The organism is Xanthomonas sp. LF02-5, from assembly GCF_034105325.1.
GTDB classification, from domain to species: domain Bacteria; phylum Pseudomonadota; class Gammaproteobacteria; order Xanthomonadales; family Xanthomonadaceae; genus Xanthomonas_A; species Xanthomonas_A sontii.
This window is the reverse complement of the sequence record NZ_JAXGGF010000002.1, coordinates 619,489-639,051: the sequence shown is the minus strand read 5'-3', so window position 1 is coordinate 639,051 and position 19,563 is coordinate 619,489. Positions and strand designations below refer to the sequence as shown.

Below are 19,563 nucleotides of genomic sequence, written 5' to 3'. Positions count from 1 at the left end.
GGCTCGCCGTCGCTCACTCCTGCGCTGGCCACTCGCGAAACACCACGCAGACCGTGGTGGGGTCCAGCATCGCGAACTCGCGTGCGCCCCAGGGCTTGAGCGCGACGGTACGGCAATTCGGATGCAGCCACTGCGGCGCACGTGCGGACAACTCGGCATAGATCGTGTCGATGCTGTCGGTTTCGATGCCCAGTTCCGGCCGGTCCTTCGCCGCCCACTCGGCGTTTTCCACCAGATAGGCCTTGGCGCCGTCGCGCGCGATCACCGCCATCGTGGCGTCCTGGTACAGCACCTGGAATCCCAGGCCGCCCACGAAGAAGTCCAGCCCGTCCTGCATGCGCGCGTAGAAGATCTTGGGAATGAGGTTCTTGAACATGGGGCGACCTTGCGTCGGTGACCAGTGGCGAGTGTAGCGGGCCGGTCCCGGCACGACATGACGACAAAATCAGGGGCGCCAGACGCCTGCCGCGCGCGGGGGCTGGCAATGCCGCAGGCGGCTACACTGGCCAGCCTTCTTGCCGTCTCGACTCCAGCCATGACGTTCCGCTTCACCTGCAGCGCCTGTGATCAGCTCCACGAAGGCATGCCCGGCTTCAGCGTGGCGTCGCCGCTGAGCTATGCGCTGATTCCGGAGGCGCAGCGCGCCACCCGCTGCGAGCTGGGCTCGGACGATTGTGTGATCGACGAGGCTCACTTCTTCGTCCGCGGCTGCATCGAGATCCCCGTGCATGGCCACGCCGAACCGTTTTCCTGGGGCGTGTGGGTCTCGCTCAGCGAAGCCAGCTACCTGCAGTGGGTCCACTGTTTCGATCAGCCGCAGCGTGCGCATGTGGGGCCATTCTTCGGCTGGCTGAATACACGCCTGTCGCCGTATCCGGAGACCGCCGGCCTCAAGACGCAGGTCCATCTGCGCAACGACGGCATTCGCCCATGGATCGAACTGGAGCCGACCGCGCACCCGCTCGCAGTCGAACAGCGTGAAGGGATCTCCGAGCAGCGGGTGGCCGAACTGTTTGCGCTGATGACGCACACATCCATCTCCGTTGCGACGGACCAGGGGACGACGCCATAACGCTGTCGTCGGTGTGGATGTTTGTGGGCCGCGGGCCGCGTTTCCGTCCGGTGTAGCGGAGGCGTGGAGCCGCGCGCGGTGCCGCGGCGGTACGCTGACCCAAGACCCGGTCGGCGTCGGCGCGTAAGACTCGACGGTGTACGAAGGCCCATTCCGACCGAACATCAGCACTACGAAATTGGCGTGTCGGCTGTGCCGGGGCATCGCATCCGCGAAGCGGTGACGTCGCACGCCGCTAGGCACCGCCCCGAATCGGAGCAGCACATGGGATATGAGTATCGCCTGACGTTTGCCGGCGCCGATCCAGCAAAGACACGGCAAGCCATCGGCCAGCTGCCGGGCGTGGAAGACGCGGACGCGCGCGGTGCCGGCGCCGCCGCGCTGGCACGCCCGATGCCGGACGCAGTGTTCTGGTGCACCGCAGACGGCCTGTCCTTTTGCGCGAACACCAGCGAGGGACTGCGCTGCCTCGGCACGGTCATCGCCCGCCTGACCAGCACGTTCGGGACGGTCGAGGTGGCGGAACTGGAATGACCGGCAACGCCGCCCGCGCGGTGCTGCGCCAGCCGCGCCGACTACACTACCGCCGATGACCTCGCCCCTGCCCCTGCCGCCGCTGCACCCGCTCGCCGATCCCACACCGCCTGCCGCCCGCAACGCCGCGGCGCTGGGCAAGCGCCTGTGCCGGCAGGTCGGCCAGGCGATCGCCGATTTCGGCATGATCGGTGCCGGCGACAAGGTGATGGTGTGCCTGTCCGGCGGCAAGGACAGCTACACCCTGCTGGACATCCTGCTGCAGCTGCAGCGCAAGGCGCCGGTACCGTTCGAGCTGGTGGCGGTGAACCTGGACCAGAAGCAGCCGGGCTTTCCCGCCGACGTGCTGCCGGCCTACCTGCGCCAGCGCGGCGTGCCCTGGCATGTGATCGAGCAGGACACCTATTCCGTGGTCACCCGGGTGGTGCCGGAAGGCAAGACCCTGTGTTCGCTGTGTTCGCGGCTGCGCCGCGGCGCGCTGTACCGCTACGCGGCGGAGAACGGCATCACCAAGATCGCGCTGGGCCACCACCGCGACGACATCGTCGCCACGTTCTTCATGAACCTGTTCTTCCACGCCAAGCTGGCGGCGATGGCGCCGGTACTGCGCAGCGACGACGGCCGCCACGTGGTGATCCGGCCGCTGGCCTACGTGCGTGAGGACGACATCGCCGCCTATGCGCAGGCGCAGGGCTTCCCGCTGATCCCCTGCACGCTGTGCGGCAGCCAGGAGACGCTGCAGCGCCGCCAGGTCGGCCAGCTGCTGCAGCAGTGGGACCGGGAGCATCCGGGGCGGGTGGAGCAGATCGCTCGCGCGCTGGGCAACGTGCATCCGGCGCAGCTGGCCGACCGCGCGCTGTTCGACTTCGCCGCGCTCGGCGGCGCGGCCACGGCCGGCGCCTGGGCGGACGACCCGTTGGGCTGATCCATCTCGCTGAACCGCCCGATGCGGTGCCGGGGCGGGCGCGATGCGACAATGGCCACCGCTCCCCGGCGCACGCCGCCGGACCGTTCCGTTTCCTTCCGCTGGATGCTCGATGTTCTTTCGCAATCTGACCCTGTTCCGCTTCCCCACCACGCTCGATTTCTCGGAGGTCGAAACGCTCCTGCCGGAGGCCCTGCTCAAGTCGGTCGGCCCGCTGGAAATGAGCTCGCGGGGCTTCATCTCCCCGTTCGGCCGCGACGAGCAGGAAGCGCTGTCGCACCGCATCGCCGATTTCCTGTGGCTGACCGTCGGTGGCGAGGACAAGATCCTGCCCGGCTCGGTGGTCAACGACCTGCTCGCGCGCAAGGTCGCCGAGATCGAGGAGAAGGAAGGCCGGCGCCCCGGCGGCCGCGCGCGCAAGCGGCTCAAGGACGACCTGATCCACGAGCTGCTGCCGCGCGCCTTCGTCAAGTCCTCGCGTACCGACGCCATGCTCGACCTGCAGCACGGCTACGTCGCCGTGGACACCTCCAGCCGCAAGACCGGCGAGAACGTGATGTCGGAGATCCGCGGCCTGCTCGGCAGCTTCCCGGCGCTGCCGCTCAACGCCGAAGTGGCGCCGCGCTCGATCCTCACCGGCTGGATCGCCGGCGAGCCGCTGCCCGAAGGCCTGAGCCTGGGCGAAGAATGCGAGATGAAGGATCCGATCGAAGGCGGCGCGGTGGTCAAGTGCCAGCACCAGGAGCTGCGCTGCGACGAGATCGACAAGCACCTGGAAGCCGGCAAGCAGGTCACCAAGCTGGCGCTGGTGCTCGACGACCACGTGTCCTTCGTGCTCGGCGACGATCTGGTGATCCGCAAGCTGAAGTTCCTCGACGGTGCGCTGGACCAGCTCGAGCATGCCGACCAGGACGGCGTGCGCGCCGAACTGGACGCGCGCTTCGCGCTGATGAGCGCCGAAGTGCGGCGCCTGTTCCTGTTGCTGGAAGCGGCGCTGAAGCTGAGCAAGGCCGACTGATGCCGCGGCGCAAGCGGGTGCACGCGGCTGTCACCGTGCGCACCCGCGCCGGCGGTATGCTGTGCCCATGCCCGATCTGCTCCGTCGCCTGATCGCGCCGCCCCCGGCGGCCGTCGAACGCGACCTCGTCCGCTTCCGCCTGGACGAGCGCGAGGTCGAGGTGCTGCGCGTGCGCGATCCGCGCGCGCGGCGCATCAAGCTCAGCGTGGACGAACGCGGCGCACGCCTGACCCTGCCGCTGCGCGCGAGCCTGATCGCCGGCGAGCGCTTCCTGCTGGAGAACCGCCAGTGGCTGGCGCAGCAGCTCTCGCGCTATGTCGCCGCCGAGACGCTGACGCCGCTGCGCCCGGGCGAGGCCGGCGAACTGCCGCTGCGCGGGCAGTCGCTGCCGGTGGCCTGGCACGACGCCCGCTACGCGCGCATCGAGGTCGCCGACGGCGTGGCGCACCTGCACCTGCCACCACGCGGCGGCGACGCGGCACTGCGCCGCGCGCTGCGCGATTTCTACGAAGCCCAGGCCCGCGCCGACGTCGGCCGCTGGCTGCCGCAGTACCTGCCGTCGCTGCCGCGCGCGCCGCGTGCGGTGCGCTACAAGGTCATGTCCTCGCAGTGGGGCTCGCTGGCGCCCGACGGCAGCATGGCGCTGGATCTGGCGCTGGTGCTGGGACGCCCCTCGGCGTTCGAGTACGTGCTGGTGCACGAACTCTGCCACCTGATCCAGGCCAATCATTCGCCGGCGTTCTGGCACGAAGTGGAAGCGCGCTTCCCCGACTGGCGCGCCGAGCGCACCTGGTTCCACCAGCACGGTCGCCAGCTCAAGGCGCATCTGCGCTGGCTGCTGCGGCCGGATCGCGACTGAAGCGTCCATCCACGAATGGTGGGAAACACTCCGTAGAAGCAGCTTCTGAAGGACAGGCTGCATCCGACAGATCGGCTTGGGCGAGAGCGCGTTCGTCGAAGCGCTCGAAGACGCTGCGGCGGGTGCGCCAGGACCACGGCTGAACACCGAACATCGCGGCGCGATCGACGGCCGCGGCGAGGCTGCGGTCGAGCGGCGAATCGGGCACGCATGCTGCGCTGCGGCACGACATGGCGCAAACGGGGATGCGAACAAGGGGGAACGAGCAGGCGGGTGGGCGCGCCGATGCGGTCGCATCGCGGTGTGTTGGCCCAGCGCTGCGGAAGCAGAACTCCATGCAGCGCCCGGCAGGCCCCCTCTCCTCCCGCCTACCGCGAATCAGGCGCGACCTCCGGCGCCAGCGAGGCGGTACGGTCCGTGCGGCACTACGCCGGCATGTCAGGACGCCGGGATCGAGCCGCGTACACAGGACGTATCGCGTCTACGCCTGTTGACGGCAGGCGCGGGCGCAACTTAAGCGAAAATTCTTTTACACACAAGCTTCACGATAGGTGTGTAGGGAACACACCTACAGACCTGTCCGCGTGTCCCCGACGTGGGTGCGTTCGGCCTGGCGATGGACGCCGTAGCGGTCGTCAACCGCACTGCCCGCGGCGCCCCGCTCCTGCGAACGCTTCCGCATCAGGCGCTGCGCGCATAGTCGAAGCCGGCTGGCGCAGGCTGGATCGCCAGCACCGGCAACGCCTGCTCCGCCGGCGGGACCGACGGTGCCGCATCGGCCAGCCGGAACACCGCCACCGCCTCGCTCAGACTGCCGGCCTGCTGCTCCAAGGCGCGCGATGCGGCCGTGGCCTGCTCCACCAACGCCAGGTTCTGCTGGGTGCTGCGGTCCATCTGCGCCATCGCCTGTCCGACTTCGTCGATGCCGGCGGCCTGCTCCTGCGAGGCCGCCGCAATGCCCGCCATGAGGGCATTGACCTCGTCCACCGAGGCCAGCACGCGCCCCATGGTGCGGCCGGCGTCGTGCACCTGCGCCGAGGCCACCGCGACCTGGTCCACCGAGGCCTCGATCAGGCGCTTGATCTCCTTGGCCGCATCGGCCGAGCGCTGCGCCAGCGCACGCACCTCGCTGGCGACCACCGCGAAGCCGCGGCCCTGCTCGCCGGCACGCGCGGCCTCCACCGCGGCATTGAGCGCCAGGATATTGGTCTGGAAGGCGATGCCGTCGATCACCGCGATGATCTCGCCGATCTTGCGCGAGGCCGCTTCCACGCCCTGCATCGCACCGACCGCCGCATCGATCGAAGCACCGCCCTGGCCGGCCACGGTCGCCGCGGCGTCGGCCAGCTGGTTGGCATGGTGCGCATGGGTGGCGTTCTGGCGCACGGTGTCGGTCAGGCGCGCCGCCGCACGGGCGGTGCGCTCCAGCGTGCCGGCCTGTTCGGCGCTGCGCTGCGACAGGTCCTGGTGGCCGCCGGCGATGGCGCCGGCCTCGGCATCGATCGCCGCGGCCGCATGCTGGATGCCGGCCACGATCGCCGCGAGCTGGTCTGCACTGGCGTTGGCGTCGTCGCGCATGTCAGCGAACACGCCATGGAAATCGCCGTGCATGCGCACGCCGAGGTCGCCGCTGGCGATGGCGCGCAACAGCCCGGACAACTCGCCCAGGTTGCCGTCCACCGTCGCCATCAGCTGGTTGAGACTCTCGAGCATGATGCGGAAATCGTGCTGGTGCGCGCCGAGATCGGCACGCGCGCTGAAGTCGCCGGCCGCGGCGGCCTCGGCCAGATGCCAGATGTCGCGGCTGAGCGTACCAAGGTTGGCCTTGATCGCATCCATCGCCTCGGAGATCGCGGCCTGCTCGCCGGGCAGGCGCGGCATGTCCTCGCTGAGATCGCCGATGGCGTAGCGCCGCATCAGCGCCACCATCGACTGCGCGGTGCCCACGTGCAGGTCGACCAGCGCATTGGCGTCACGCAGCAATTGACCGTAGTCGCCCGGGAAGGCGGCCGCATCGCCGCGGCAGGCGATGGCGCCGTCCGCATGTCGTTGCGCCATCCGCCGCTGCTCGGCCAGCACCGCGCGCAGTTGGGTCTGCATGGTCTGCATGCTGCGCAGCAGCTCGGCGGCCTCGTCGTTGCCCTGTGCCGGCAACACCGCGTCGAGTTGGCCGGCGGCGATCGCCGCGGCCACGCGGGTGCCTTCGCGCAGCGGCCGCACCAGGCTCTGGGTGATGCACCAGCCCAGCCACGCACTGACCGCCAGCAGCAGGCCGCCGCCGAGCAGCAGCAACCAGCGCGCGCGGGCCATGGTGGTCACCGCCTGCGCATAGGAGCCGTCGCTGAGCGTGCGCAGGTGCGCGGCGTTGCGCTGGATCGCCTGCTGCCACTGCGCCAGCAGCGGCTGCAAGGTGTACAGGTGCAAGGTCTGCGCATCCAGGTTCTGGTTGTCGGCGGCCATCGCCAGCACCTGCGACTGGAACGGCTGCACCTGCACATAGGCCTTGTCGATCGCCGCGCGCAGCTGCGCGCCGGTGCGGTCGGCCGGGTCCAGGCGCAGCGCGAACAGCTTGCGCCGTGCCTGCGCGTAGTCGCGCTGGGCCTGGCCGATCGCGCGCACCACCGCCTGCTTCTCGTCGGGGTTGGTCAGGATGACGTCGTTGAGCAGGCCGATCTCCAGCCGCGCCTGCGCCGCGACCATGGCGTTGGACAGGCGGATCTTCTCCATCTTGTCCAGGGCGATGTCGTCGAGCTGCTGGCGCGCCAGCGCCATCGACGCGAGGCTGGCCACGATCAGGGCGCCGCAGATCAACAGCAGGGCAGCGAAGGCGAAGGTCAGGCGTGGGCCGACCCGGTAGCGGCGAAGGAGGCGGATCATGGAAGCGCGGCGTCAGGGGGAAAGGTGCGCGCTACGCTGTGCGCCGAAGTTTTCCGAACCGCGACGGCACGGCGACAACATGTCGAACTGTGACGCCGCGAAAGGAACAATTGCGGCGGCCTGCGCAGCACCGGCGCCCACTGCGTCGCAGTGTGCGTGCGCGATGCCCGGATGCGATGGTCGCGGCGGTGCAGACGCATGGCGACGCGGTCAGCGCCGCGTCTGCGTCAGAGGAAGCCGTGCAGCAACGCGGCCACCGCCGCCGGTTGTTCCATGTGCAGATGGTGGGTGCCGGGCAGCGTGTGCACGCGGCCGTCGCGCAGGCACGCCGCGCGCTGCAGGCGCAGCGACTCGGGCAGGATGTCCTGCGCCGGATCGGCGAACACCACCGCGGTCGGGCACTCGATGCCGGCCAGCAGCGCCTGCATCTGCGGCTCGGTCGGGCGGATCGCGGTGGGCAGGGTCAGCCGGCGGTCGCTGCGCCACACGTAGCCGCCGTCCACCGCGCGCACGCCGCGTTCCACCAGCAGCCGCGCGGCCGGCTCGCTGAGCTGGTTGGCCAGCATCCGCGCCCGCACCGGCGCGGCCAGATCGGGAAAGACGCGCAACGACGTGGCGGTGGCACGGCGGGTACTGGCGACGCTGTTGCGCAGCCGTTCCACCGCGCCCGCCTCGCTCTCGGCCAGGCCGCCCAGCATCTCGATCGCCACGAACTTCTCGATGCGTTGCGGCGCCGCGGCGGCCAGCAGGCTGGCGATGGCCGCACCCATCGAATGGCCGATCAGCACGAAGCGCTCCCAGCCCAGCGCATCGGCCGCGTCCAGCACCGGGTGCAGGGCGCTGGCCAGCAGGTATTCGGCACCATCGGGCAGGTCGCTGCTGTGGCCATGGCCGGGCAAATCCAGCATCACCAGGTCCAGTTGCGGCAGGTGTCGGCTCAGCGGCACGAAGCTGGCGGCGTTGTCGAGCCATCCGTGCAAGGCCAGTGCCTTGGGGCCCTGCGGGTCGCCGCTGCGCAGTCCGGCCAGCGCGCCCACCCGCGACGGGCAGGCAAAAGCACGCAAACTCATGCGGCGCGGGCCGCCAGCTGCGCCAGCGCGCGCGCGTGCGCCGGGGCGTCGTTGAGACAGGGGATGTAGCGCACCTGCATGCCGCGTTCGGCGCAGGTCTCGACGAAGCCCATCGCCACTTCTTCCAGGGTTTCCAGGCAGTCGGTGGCGAAGCCGGGACAGAGTACGTCCACCTGCTTGACCCCCTGCCCGGCAAGCTCCCACAGCCGCGGCTCGGCGTACGGGCGCAGCCAGCGCTCGGCGCCGAAGCGCGACTGGTAGCCGAGCTCCCACTGGCCCGCCTCCAGGCCCAGTGCGGTGGCGATCGCCTGCGCGCTGGCTTCGCAGCGCTGCGGGTAGGGATCGCCGTTGTTGGCCACGCGCTGCGGCAGGCCATGGAAGGAGAAGAACAGCCGCTCGCCGCGGCCATGCTGCGCCCAGTGCGCACGCACGCTGTCGGCCACCGCCGCGACCCAGGCCGGATCGGTCGGGTAGTCCTCGATCAGGTGCACCGGCAGCTGCGGATGGCGCGCCTGCCAGGCCTGCACCACGTCCTCGATCGAGGCGGTGGTGGTGGTCGAATACTGCGGGTACAGCGGCAGCACCACGATCCGGCGCACGCCGGCCTCGCGCAGCGCGTCCAGGGCCGGCGCCAGCGCCGGCGCGCCGTAGCGCATCGCCCAGGCCACCCGGTGCCCGGGCAGCTCGCGCTGCATGCCCTCGGCCAGGCGCCGGGTGTACACCGCCAGCGGCGAGCCGTCCGCCAGCCACACCTGGGCGTACTTCTCCGCCGATTTCGGCGAGCGCCGCGGCAGGATCACCCAGTGCAGCAGCGGCCACCAGAACAGCCGCGGGATCGCGACCACGCGCTTGTCGCCAAGGAACTCGGCCAGATAACGGGCGACCGCAGGCGCGTTCGGCGCCTCGGGCGTGCCTAGATTCACCACCAGGATGGCGGTCTCGGGTGCGTCGGACATGCGCGCATTGTGGCAGAGCGCGCGCGTTGCGGCGTGTCGATACGCTCGATCGCGGCGATCGACGGCGCCTGCATGCGGTGCCGGCACCACTCATTGCCGATTCATTGCCCTGTGACTAAGTTCAAGCACTTGCAGTATCTTGCTGCGGACCTATTTCGGAGCCCGCCATGCCCCTCCTGCCGCGCCTCGCCCTGTTGTTGAGCACCCTGTTGTTCGTCGGCCACGCCGTGGCCGGACCGGAAGAGGACGAGCGCGCCCGCAACGCGCTGCGCGTGCTGACCGACATCCAGAAGATTCCCGAGCAGGCCATCCCCGACAAGCTGCTCGACGAGGGCCGTGCCATCGTGGTGATCCCGGATACGCTCAAGGCCGGCCTGGTGATCGGCGGGCGTCGCGGCCACGGCCTGATGTCGGTCAAGCGCCCCGACGGCACCTGGTCCAACCCGGTGTTCGTCAAGCTCACCGGCGGCAGCATCGGCTTCCAGGTCGGCGTGCAGTCCTCCGACGTGGTGCTGGTGTTCCGCAACGACCGCAGCCTGGACAACATCGTCAACGGCAAGTTCACCCTCGGCGCCGATGCCGGCGTCGCCGCCGGCCCGGTCGGGCGCAACGCCGCCGCCGCCACCGACGGCCAGCTCAAGGCCGAGATCTGGTCGTGGTCGCGCGCGCGCGGCCTGTTCGCCGGCGTCGCCCTGGATGGCGCCGCGCTGCAGATCGACGATGCCGCCGACCTCAACGCCTACGGCAGCAACACCACCCCGCGGATGATCTTCGAAGGCCGCACCACCAACCGGCCGTCCAACGACATCGTCGCCTTCCGCGACAAGCTCGAGGAAGCCACCTACGCCGCGCGGCAGAGCCGTGGCACCGACAGCAACGGCAGCCCGGGCGCCGCCCCGGCACCGGCGGCCATGCCGGCACCGCAGGCCACGCCGGAACCGACCGCCGCGCCCGACGCCGCTGCCAGCACCGTCCCCCTGCAGGGCCAGGCGCAACCGGCGCAGCAGGGCTTCCAGCCGGTGTCCGACGGCGAGATCCGCACCGAGAAGCTCGACGGCGATCGCTGAGCGCGGTTCCCAACGCCACCTGTCCATCGCGCCGTGCAGGCAGGCCTGCACGGCCGGGAAAGGTAACGCGGCGCGGCGCGGTGCGTTATCCTGCGGGTTCCTTACGACTTTTCTGCGAGCGGATCATGGGCAGTCTTAGCATCTGGCACTGGCTGGTGGTGCTGGTGATCGTGCTGCTGGTGTTCGGCACCAAGCGGCTGACGAGCGGCGCCAAGGATCTGGGCAACGCGGTCAAGGAATTCAAGAAAGGCATGCGCGATGACGACAAGCCCGCCGGCCAGCTCGGCGACGAGACGCGCAGCAGCAGCGAGCCGTCCCGCCAGACCCAGGCCGAGCGCGACCGCGACGCGCACTGACGGGACCCCGCCGGCGTGTTCGATATCGGATTCAGCGAACTGCTGGTGATCGCGGTGGTGGCCCTGGTGGTGCTCGGTCCCGAGCGCCTGCCCAAGGCGGCGCGCTTCGCCGGATTGTGGGTGCGCCGCGCCCGCGCGCAGTGGGACTCGGTGAAGCAGGAACTGGAACGCGAACTGGAAGCCGAGGAACTCAAGCGCAGCCTGCACGACGTGCAGAGCTCGCTGCGCCATGCCGAGACCCAGTTTCGCGATGGCAGCGAGGAACTGCAGCGGCAGACCGAGGCGCTGCGCCGCGAGATCGATCCGAACCCGCCGGTGCCGCCTGCCGACAGCGCGCCGTCGACCGTGCCGCCAGCGACAGCCGCCGCAATCGACACCCCGACTCCGCACGCTCCCGACACGACCACGCCCCTGCCCACGCACTCTGCCGCGACGGTGCCCGCCGCTTCCGTGGTGCCGGCCGCCGCGCGCGGTGCCGCCGCACCGCATCCGGCGTCCACCGCCACGGCGCACACCGGCCAGCCGCCCTCCATTGATCCGGAGGCGCCGCGATGAACGTGGAAGCCGAGAGCAGCCTGATCGAACACCTGATCGAACTGCGCGCGAGGCTGATGCGCGCGCTGATCGGCCTGGGCGTGGTGGTGGTGGCGCTGCTGCCCTTCTCCAAGCGCCTGTACTCCTGGCTGGCCGAGCCGATGCTGGCGCAGTTGCCAGTGGGCCAGAGCGTGATCGCCACGCACCCGGCCGGCGCGGTCATCGCACCGCTGAAGCTGGCGTTCTTCCTGGCCCTGTTCGTTTCCGCCCCCTGGCTGCTGTACCAAGCCTGGGCCTTCGTCGCCCCCGGCCTGTACCAGCGCGAGAAGCGCCTGGCGCTGCCGCTGCTGGCCTCGGCAGTGCTGCTGTTCTACCTCGGCTGCGGCTTCGCCTACTTCCTGGTGCTGCCGGCGGTGTTCCACTTCCTGACCACGTTCAAGCCGGACGTGATCCAGCTCACCCCCGATGCCGGCGCCTACCTGGACTTCGTGCTGGCGATCTTCTTCGCCTTCGGCGCCAGCTTCGAACTGCCGGTGGCATTGGTGATCCTGGCCCTGCTCGGCTGGGTGACCCCGCAGCAACTGCGCGAGGGCCGCGGCTACGCGGTGGTCGGCATCTTCGTGCTGGCCGCCGTGCTGACCCCGCCGGACGTGGTCTCGCAACTGATGCTGGCGATCCCCATGTGCCTGCTGTACGAGCTAGGCATCATCGCGGCAGCGGCGGTGACCAAGAAGCCGGGAATCGAGGCACGGGAATAGGGAATCGGAACAGCGGTTCGCTTCGCCTCACGCCCCCCCGCCAGATCGCACGTCGCAAAAACGGCCCCTCGGGGCCGTTTTTGCTGTTGCTGTTGCTCTGACGATTCCCGATTCCCGATTCCCCAATCCCGGCTCTACGCCACAAACACGTCGGACGGCGGCGGCGGCGGTACCACCGGCGTGGCGTCTTCGGCATGCACGAACATCTGCTTCCAGGCCGCGTACACGGCACCGGCGAGTACGGGGGTCACCAACGCCGTCGCCAGTAGCTGCGCGATCAGGGCGGCAAGGGTGGCGCCCACCATCATCTGCAGCAGCTTGATCACCACCGCCAACGCGAACGACAGCATGAACATGACGATGAAGGCGAGTACGAAGAACACCAGCAGCGCCGGCAAGTTGTGCAGGCAGGCACGCAGGCCATCACGTATGGCTTCCAGCCCGTTGCGCCGGTCGAACATCACCTGCGGCACGAACACAAACAGGACCAGGCCTACCACCACGAAGCCTAGCGCCACCAGCAGCAGCCACAGCAGGATACGCATGGCCGGCAGCGTCGCCACCAACTGCTCGACCTGCGCCGGATCCGGCTGCGCATTGGACTGGCTGAGTTCGTTGAGCTGGGTCATCACCGTGGTCATCTGCTCAAAGCCGCTCGGAGTGATCACCACCACGGCCAGGACGCTCAGCGTCAGCCCCACCACCGCCTGCGGCAGCAACGCCACCAGAAGATTGGGCAAACGCTGGTCGCGCAAGCCCTGCAACAGGTGCGCCGGCTGCGCGCTACGGCCCTGGTCGACTTCGCGGACCGCCCACACCAGGCCGCCAAACAGCACCGGTCCCGCCATGCCCATCAGCAGTTGCGAGAGCATGCCCAGTGTTGGATGCAGCAAACCGATGAACACGACCAACAGCATCACCAAGCCCCAAGTGGCGCCCAACCGACCCAGCGCCAGCGGCGCACGGCGCAGCAGCGCAACACCGGCCAACAGCCATTCCGCGCCGGCCGAGGCCGGCAGCTTGCGAATCTCGATCATTGCCAATCCGAAGTGGGGGACGCCGTACAGCGGCGGCGACTGCACAGATTATCGCGGTTTTGCCTGGCCGCTGCTGTGCTGCCCGCGTGCGTGCTGAACGAAGCGCCGCAACAGTTTGCGTGCCAGCGGTGCGGCGCTGACCTCGCGGGCGATGGTACGGGCGCAGCGTCCGGCGCTGCGTAGACAGTCCGCGCGCGCCTGCACGTAGCCGCGCATGTGGTGGGTGGCGAACTCCGGATGGAACTGCAGGCCCCAGGTCGCCTCGCCCCAGCGGAACGCGTGGCACTGGTCCTGCGCCGAGCGCGCCAGCACCGTGGCGCCGGACGGCGCGCGCAGCACGGTCTGCAGATGCGTGGCATGCGCGGGGAACCTCGCCGGCAGACCGGCGAACAGCGGATCTTCGGCCGCTGGCGGATGCAGTTCGATGTCCACCGTGCCCGATTCGCGCCCGGCCGGGTTGTAGGCGACCTCCCCGCCCAGCGCGTGCGCCAGCAACTGGTGCCCGTAGCAGATGCCCAGCAGCGGCGTGCCGTCCTCGGCGGCTTCGCGCAACCAGGCCGCCGAGCGTTCGCTCCACTCGGCCCGGTCGGTGACGAACGCCGCCGAGCCGGTGACGATCACCCCGGCGAAGTCGCCCCTTGCCGGCAACGCCTCGCCGGCGGCGACGTTGGTCACCACCGTCTCGCGCTCGGCCAGGCCGGCGGCGACGCGGATCCAGTGCGGGAAGCGTCCGTAGCGCCGCATCGTCGCCACCGGTTCACCGGTTTCGAGGATCAGGAAGGGCGCAGCACGGCGACGGACGGGAGAAGCGAACGGCATGGTGGGATTCTAGACGCCGTCGCCGTGGATTGTTCAAGGCCGCGCGGCGGTGGCGGCATAGCCATATAACTGGCGATCATGAGGCGGGGAAGCGCCCCGCGCTTTACTCCCGCGGCGGCAGCACCGACAGCACTTCTTCGATGGTGGTCAGGCCGGCGGCCACCTTTTCCAGGCCGGCGCGGCGCAGCGTGCGCACGCCCTCGTCCTGGGCGGCGCGGCTGAAGCCGGCCAGGTCCATGTCGGCGCGGATCAGGGTGCGCAGGCGCGGAGTCACCGGCAGCAGTTCGTACAGGCCCACGCGGCCCAGGTAGCCGGTGCGGCGGCACTCCAGGCAGCCGACCGGGGCGTAGGGCTGCAGCGGCTCGGGCAGGGCCTCGCCCGGCTCGCGCAACGCGTCCCACTCGTGCGCTTCCAGGGTGTGCGGGCGCTTGCAGTGGCCGCACAGGGTGCGCACCAGGCGCTGCGCCAGCACGCCGTTGAGGGTGGAGGCCACCAGGTAATGCGGCACGCCCAGGTCGAGCAGGCGGGTGATCGCCGAGGGCGCATCGTTGGTGTGCAGGGTCGACAGCACCAGGTGCCCGGTCAGCGAGGCCTGCACCGCCATCTGCGCGGTTTCCAGGTCGCGGATTTCGCCGATCATGATGATGTCCGGGTCCTGCCGCAGCAGGGTGCGTACGCCGCTGGCGAAGTCCAGGTCGATGTTGGTCTGCACCTGCATCTGGTTGAACTCGGTGGCGATCATCTCGATCGGATCTTCCACGCTGCACACGTTCACGTCCGGCGTGGCCAGGCGCTTGAGCGTGGAGTACAGCGTGGTGGTCTTGCCCGAGCCGGTGGGGCCGGTGACCAGCACGATGCCGTGCGGGCGCTCCACCAGCGCGTTCCAGCCAGCCGCTTCCTGCGCGCTGAAACCGAGCTGGTCCACGCTCTTGAACGCGGCATCCGGGTCGAAGATGCGCATGACGCACTTCTCGCCGAAGGCGGTGGGCATGGTCGACAGGCGCATCTCGGTCTCGCGCCCGCCGGGCGAGCGGGTCTTGATGCGCCCGTCCTGCGGGCGCCGCCGCTCGGCCAGGTCCATGCGCCCGAGCACCTTGATGCGGCTGACGATGGCGGTCATCACCGCCGGCGGCACTTCCAGCACCTTGTGCAGCACGCCGTCGATGCGGAAGCGCATGCGCCCGGCCTCGCGCCGCGGCTCCAGGTGGATGTCGCTGGCGCGCTGCTCGTAGGCGTACTGCAGCAGCCAGTCGACGATGTGCACGATATGGTGGTCGTCGGCGTTGACGTCGCCGCCGCGGCCCAGTTCCACCAGTTGCTCGAAGCTGGGCAGGCCGCTGCTCTGTTCGGTGCGCCCGTCCTTGGCGCCGCGCACCGAGCGGGTCACGCCGAAGAACTCCATCGTGTAGCGATGCAGGTCCAGCGGGTTGACCACCACCACCTCGATGCGGCGCCGCGCCAGGTGCTGCACGTCGCCGAGCCAGTCCAGCGCCAGCGGTTCGCTGGTCGCCACCAGCAGACGCTCGGGCTGCAGGGCAAGCGGCAGGATCCGGTGGCGGCGCGCATAGGCGTGCGAGACCACGCCGGTGACCGCGGCCACGTCGACCCGGGTCGGATCGATGCGCAGGTAACGCAGGCCGCAGCGCTGCGCCAGCCACTCGGTCAGCCGTTCCAGGCTCAGTTCGCTGCCGGGCGGACGGGTGGCGGCCAGTTTCAGGTTGGACAACAGCACCAGCGGATGCACGTCGCTGACGGTGCGTGCGGTCTGTGCCGAGAACTGCACGCGGCCGCGTTCGGCCGGTGCGACCAGGCCGTCGGCGAGCAATGCGGCGGCCACGCGCTCGAAGCTCAACCGGCCCGGCGGCAACGCCACGGTGGGTTCGGCGGGCGACGACGCGGGCGGCGCGGCAGGGCGCGAATCCATGGTCCAGGTCCGGTGCGCGGAAGTCCCCGCGAGTCGGTCGCTATACTAGCGCACCCCTCAACCGGCCCCCTGCGAGATGTCCGTTTCCCGGTCCGTTCCGATCACGTTCCAGGGTCTGATCCAGACCCTCAACCAGTTCTGGGCGCAGCACGGCTGCGTGCTGATCCAACCGTTGGACCTGGAAGTGGGCGCCGGCACCTTCCATCCGGCCACCTTCCTGCGCGCGCTCGGGCCGGAGCCGTGGAACGCGGCCTACGTGCAGCCGAGCCGGCGTCCCACCGACGGCCGCTACGGCGAGAACCCGAACCGCCTGCAGCGCTACTACCAGTACCAGGTGGCGATGAAGCCGAACCCGGACAACATCCAGCAGCTGTACCTGGATTCGCTCAAGGCGCTGGGCATCGATCCGCTGGTGCACGACCTGCGCTTCGTCGAGGACAACTGGGAATCGCCGACGCTCGGCGCCTGGGGCCTGGGCTGGGAGGTGTGGCTCAACGGCATGGAAGTCACCCAGTTCACCTACTTCCAGCAGGCCGGCGGCCTGGAGTGCAAGCCGGTGCTGGGCGAGATCACCTACGGTCTCGAGCGGCTGTGCATGTATCTGCAGAACTGCGACAACGTCTATGACCTGGTGTGGACCTACGGCCCCGACGGCACGCCGGTCACCTACGGCGACGTCTACCACCAGAACGAGGTGGAGCAGAGCGCGTACAACTTCGAACACGCCAATGTGGCCGAACTGTTCCACCGTTTCGACGCCTGCGAGCAGGAGGCGCAGGCGCTGGTCGAGGTCGGGCTGCCGCTGCCGGCCTACGAGCAGGTGACCAAGGCCAGCCACGCCTTCAACCTGCTCGACGCACGCCGCGCGATCTCGGTGACCGAACGCCAGCGCTACATCCTGCGCGTACGCGCGCTGGCGCAGGCGGTGGCCAAGGCCTACTACGCGCAGCGCGAGAAGCTGGGCTTCCCCGGCGTGAAGCGCTGAGGCGCGGCCGATGCGGCCTGATCGGGAACTGTTCGTGGTGCTGGGCCTGCTGTGGTCGGCGCCGGTGGCGTTCGGCTACTTCTGCGCCTGGTGGGCACAGCAGCGCGGGCGCAGCGCCTTTGGCTGGTTCCTGTTCGGCTGCTTCCTGCTGCCGGTAGCCGGATTGTGGCTGCTGGCGATCAACGGCGACGACCGCGATAGCCGCGGCAAGCCTAAAGACAAATCGATTGGGCGCGGCGACCTGCTGGCGACCCGGAAGGACGTGATATGAGCATGCACCCCCTGCTGATCGAACTGGGCACCGAGGAACTGCCGGTCAAGGCATTGCCGGGCCTGGCCCAGGCGCTGTTCGACGGCGTGATCGCCGGGCTGGAGAAGCGCGGCATCGCGGTCGAGCGCGGCGACGCCAGGCCGCTGTCCACGCCGCGCCGGCTGGCGGTGCTGCTGCCGGGCGTGGCCGTCGAACAGCCGGAGCAGCGCGCCGAAGTGCTCGGCCCCTACCTCAACATCGCGCTGGACGCGGACGGCCAGCCGACCAAGGCGCTGCAAGGTTTCGCCGCCAAGGCCGGGATCGACTGGACCGCGCTGGAGCGCACCAGCGACGCCAAGGGCGAGCGCTTCGTGCACCGCGCGGTGAACCCGGGCGCGCGCACCGCCACGCTGCTGCCGGAGATCCTGCGCGAAGCGATCGCGGCGATGCCGATCCCCAAGCCGATGCGCTGGGGCGACCACGACTACGGTTTCGCGCGGCCGGTGCAGTGGCTGGTGCTGCTGTTCGGCAGCGACGTGGTGCCGATGCCGCTGTTCGGCGTGCAGGCCGGCCGCGACAGCCGCGGCCACCGCTTCCTGCACGACGCACCGGTGCCGCTGTCGCAGCCAGGCGACTACGTGGCCGCGCTGCAGGCCGCGCAGGTGCTGGTGGACCCGGACGTGCGCCGCGCGCGCATCGTCGCCGAGGTGGAACAGGCCGCGCGCGAGGCCGGCGGCAGCGCGCGCATCGCCGAGGACAACCTGGAGCAGGTGGTGAACCTGGTCGAATGGCCGTCGGCGGTGCTGTGCAAGTTCGAGCCGGCGTTTCTGGCGGTGCCGCAGGAAGCGCTGATCGAGACCATGGAGAGCAACCAGAAGTTCTTCCCGGTGCTGGACGCCGGCGGCAAGCTCACCGAGCATTTCATCGGCATCGCCAACATCGTCTCGCGCGACGTCGCCGAAGTGGCCAAGGGCTACGAGCGGGTGATCCGCCCGCGCTTCGCCGACGCCAAGTTCTTCTTCGACGAAGACCTCAAGCAGGGCCTGGAGGCGATGGGCGCCGGCCTGGCCAGCGTCACCTACCAGGCCAAACTGGGCAGCATCGCCGACAAGGTGCAGCGCGTGGCCGCGCTGGCCGAGGCGATCGCCGCGCAGGTCGGCGTGGACCCGGCGCAGGCGCGCCGCGCCGCCGAGTTGAGCAAGAACGACCTGCAGTCGCGCATGGTCAACGAATTCCCCGAGCTGCAGGGCATCGCGGGGCGCCACTACGCCGTCGCCGCCGGCGAGCCGAGCGAGATCGCCCTGGCGATCGACGAGGCCTACCAGCCGCGCTTCGCCGGCGACGACATCGCGCTGTCGCCGCTGGGCAAGGTGCTGGCGATCGCCGAACGCCTGGACACGCTGGCCGGCGGGTTCGCGGCCGGGCTGAAGCCCACCGGCAACAAGGATCCGTTCGCGCTGCGGCGCAATGCGCTGGGGTTGGCGCGGACGGTGATTGAGAGTGGGTTTGATGTGGATGTGAAGGCGCTCCTGTCGACGGCTGCGACCCAGGCGATGGAGTCAGTTCGGCGTTCCGCCCTGCTGAAGAAGCTGGACACAGCAGCAGAGGCGAAGCGCAAAGGCGCTGAGATTGCATCCGGGCAACATCAGTTCGGTACGGTTTCGCTGGAGCAGGTCGAGGAGATCTTCGACTTCATCCTCGACCGCCTGCGCGGCTACTACGCCGACAAGGGCGTGCCGGCGACGCAGTTCAACGCGGTGGCAGAACTGAAGCCGGCCTCCCTGTACGACTTCGACCGCCGCATCGACGCGATCGGCACCTTCGCCGCGTTGCCGGAGGCCGAGGCGCTGGCCGCGGCCAACAAGCGCATCCGCAACATCCTGCGTAAGGCCGAGGGCGAGATTCCGGCGCAGGTCGACGCGGGCCTGCTGCGCGAGCCGGCCGAGCGCGCGCTGGCCGAGGCGGTGGAAGCGGCGATTGCCGAGACCGACGGCGCGCTGCGCCAGCACGACTACGTCACCGTGCTGAACTTCCTGGCACGGCTGCGTCCGCAGGTGGACGCGTTCTTCGACGGGGTGATGGTCAACGCCGACGACCCGGCGCTGCGTCGCAACCGCCTGGCCCTGCTCAAGCGCCTGGGCGACCGCCTCGGCAGCGTCGCGGCGATCGAGCACCTGTCGGCGTAAGCAGCAGAAGCGTCGAACCGGAGACGGGCCGCCTCGCGCGGCCCGTTCTCGTTTTTCGGGTGGAGCTCCTGCGGCAATGCTCGGCGCCAATGGCTTCGGCACACCGCAATGCGTCGGGACTGAAGTCCCTCCCACAGTGCAAGCTCCCTGCTGCCCGCAAGCCCCCTGCAGGCGCGTTCGCTTGCGTCCTTCACAACAACGTGTGCAAGCGCCCGCGCTAAGCCCCTCTCCCCTCGGGAGAGGGGTTGGGGTGAGGGTACGGCGCGAAGCGACCCGCAGAGATTGGGGACACGAGGCTTCACCGGACCCTCATCCGCCCCTTCGGGGCACCTTCCC

19 protein-coding genes are annotated in these 19,563 nt (G+C 69.9%); 12 read left to right on the top strand and 7 right to left on the bottom strand.

From position 1 onward, the window contains the following. Positions 1-13: 13 nt before the first annotated feature. On the bottom strand, positions 14-376 hold the full coding sequence (locus tag SLW52_RS08880) for a hypothetical protein (protein WP_017907949.1): 363 nt from the start codon (positions 374-376) through the stop codon (positions 14-16). 159 nt (positions 377-535) lie between these two features. Here SLW52_RS08880 and SLW52_RS08875 point away from each other — a divergent pair, with 159 nt between their 5' ends. The 5 genes from SLW52_RS08875 to SLW52_RS08855 all read left to right on the top strand — a co-directional run bounded on the left by SLW52_RS08875 (position 536) and on the right by SLW52_RS08855 (position 4,408). Next, positions 536-1,072 carry a DUF2199 domain-containing protein gene (locus SLW52_RS08875; protein ID WP_320740033.1) on the top strand — a complete coding sequence of 179 codons (537 nt, stop codon included), beginning with the start codon at positions 536-538 and terminating at the stop codon, positions 1,070-1,072. Positions 1,073-1,255: 183 nt separating this feature from the next. Continuing rightward, positions 1,256-1,606, top strand: a complete 351-nt coding sequence (locus tag SLW52_RS08870) for a hypothetical protein (RefSeq protein WP_267121624.1) — start codon at positions 1,256-1,258, stop codon at positions 1,604-1,606. A 55-nt stretch (positions 1,607-1,661) separates the two neighbouring features. Further along, on the top strand, positions 1,662-2,531 hold the full coding sequence (gene ttcA / locus SLW52_RS08865) for a tRNA 2-thiocytidine(32) synthetase TtcA (protein ID WP_043093757.1): 870 nt from the start codon (positions 1,662-1,664) through the stop codon (positions 2,529-2,531). Between the two features lie 112 nt (positions 2,532-2,643). Beyond that, entirely contained in the window at positions 2,644-3,549 is a 906-nt protein-coding gene (locus SLW52_RS08860) for a recombination-associated protein RdgC (protein ID WP_017912119.1), read from the top strand. Between the two features lie 67 nt (positions 3,550-3,616). Beyond that, positions 3,617-4,408, top strand: a complete 792-nt coding sequence (locus SLW52_RS08855) for a SprT family zinc-dependent metalloprotease (protein WP_148828610.1) — start codon at positions 3,617-3,619, stop codon at positions 4,406-4,408. Positions 4,409-5,089: 681 nt separating this feature from the next. Here SLW52_RS08855 and SLW52_RS08850 read toward each other — a convergent pair. From SLW52_RS08850 to hemH, 3 genes are all read right to left on the bottom strand, one after another. Further along, entirely contained in the window at positions 5,090-7,285 is a 2,196-nt protein-coding gene (locus SLW52_RS08850) for a methyl-accepting chemotaxis protein (RefSeq protein WP_017912116.1), read from the bottom strand. Between the two features lie 227 nt (positions 7,286-7,512). After that, positions 7,513-8,355, bottom strand: coding sequence for an alpha/beta hydrolase (locus tag SLW52_RS08845; RefSeq protein WP_320740031.1), 843 nt, complete (start codon positions 8,353-8,355; stop codon positions 7,513-7,515). Then, entirely contained in the window at positions 8,352-9,311 is a 960-nt protein-coding gene (gene hemH / locus SLW52_RS08840) for a ferrochelatase (RefSeq protein WP_320740030.1), read from the bottom strand. Before hemH ends, SLW52_RS08845 begins: the two co-directional genes overlap by 4 nt. A gap of 167 nt (positions 9,312-9,478) precedes the next feature. Here hemH and SLW52_RS08835 point away from each other — a divergent pair, with 167 nt between their 5' ends. The 4 genes from SLW52_RS08835 (at position 9,479) to tatC (ending at position 12,026) form a co-directional block, all read left to right on the top strand. After that, a complete protein-coding gene (locus SLW52_RS08835; RefSeq protein ID WP_148828608.1) occupies positions 9,479-10,378 on the top strand; it encodes a YSC84-related protein in 900 nt (299 codons plus the stop codon). A 125-nt stretch (positions 10,379-10,503) separates the two neighbouring features. Further along, positions 10,504-10,734, top strand: coding sequence for a Sec-independent protein translocase subunit TatA (tatA, locus tag SLW52_RS08830; RefSeq protein WP_010340619.1), 231 nt, complete (start codon positions 10,504-10,506; stop codon positions 10,732-10,734). Positions 10,735-10,749: 15 nt separating this feature from the next. Then, a complete protein-coding gene (tatB, locus tag SLW52_RS08825; RefSeq protein ID WP_320740027.1) occupies positions 10,750-11,289 on the top strand; it encodes a Sec-independent protein translocase protein TatB in 540 nt (179 codons plus the stop codon). After that, positions 11,286-12,026 (top strand): twin-arginine translocase subunit TatC, encoded by a 741-nt coding sequence (gene tatC / locus SLW52_RS08820; protein ID WP_017907961.1) that lies wholly within the window; start codon positions 11,286-11,288, stop codon positions 12,024-12,026. Before tatB ends, tatC begins: the two co-directional genes overlap by 4 nt. A gap of 134 nt (positions 12,027-12,160) precedes the next feature. Here the strand turns inward: tatC and SLW52_RS08815 are convergent, their stop codons facing one another. The 3 genes from SLW52_RS08815 to SLW52_RS08805 form a co-directional block, all read right to left on the bottom strand. After that, positions 12,161-13,063, bottom strand: coding sequence for a BPSS1780 family membrane protein (locus tag SLW52_RS08815; protein WP_320740025.1), 903 nt, complete (start codon positions 13,061-13,063; stop codon positions 12,161-12,163). A gap of 48 nt (positions 13,064-13,111) precedes the next feature. Next, positions 13,112-13,882, bottom strand: coding sequence for a glutamine amidotransferase (locus tag SLW52_RS08810; RefSeq protein ID WP_320740023.1), 771 nt, complete (start codon positions 13,880-13,882; stop codon positions 13,112-13,114). Positions 13,883-13,985: 103 nt separating this feature from the next. Beyond that, complete coding sequence (locus tag SLW52_RS08805; RefSeq protein WP_267102771.1) at positions 13,986-15,806, bottom strand: GspE/PulE family protein; 1,821 nt, start codon at positions 15,804-15,806, stop codon at positions 13,986-13,988. A 76-nt stretch (positions 15,807-15,882) separates the two neighbouring features. Here SLW52_RS08805 and glyQ point away from each other — a divergent pair, with 76 nt between their 5' ends. The 3 genes from glyQ to glyS are packed head-to-tail and all read left to right on the top strand — an operon-like array spanning position 15,883 to position 19,227. Continuing rightward, positions 15,883-16,791: a glycine--tRNA ligase subunit alpha gene (gene glyQ, locus SLW52_RS08800; protein ID WP_019801178.1), complete on the top strand. Its 909-nt coding sequence runs from the start codon at positions 15,883-15,885 to the stop codon at positions 16,789-16,791. Between the two features lie 10 nt (positions 16,792-16,801). After that, a complete protein-coding gene (locus SLW52_RS08795) occupies positions 16,802-17,062 on the top strand; it encodes a hypothetical protein (protein WP_267082394.1) in 261 nt (86 codons plus the stop codon). After that, positions 17,059-19,227 carry a glycine--tRNA ligase subunit beta gene (gene glyS, locus SLW52_RS08790; RefSeq protein WP_267102769.1) on the top strand — a complete coding sequence of 723 codons (2,169 nt, stop codon included), beginning with the start codon at positions 17,059-17,061 and terminating at the stop codon, positions 19,225-19,227. Before SLW52_RS08795 ends, glyS begins: the two co-directional genes overlap by 4 nt. The last annotated feature ends 336 nt before the right edge of the window (positions 19,228-19,563 follow it).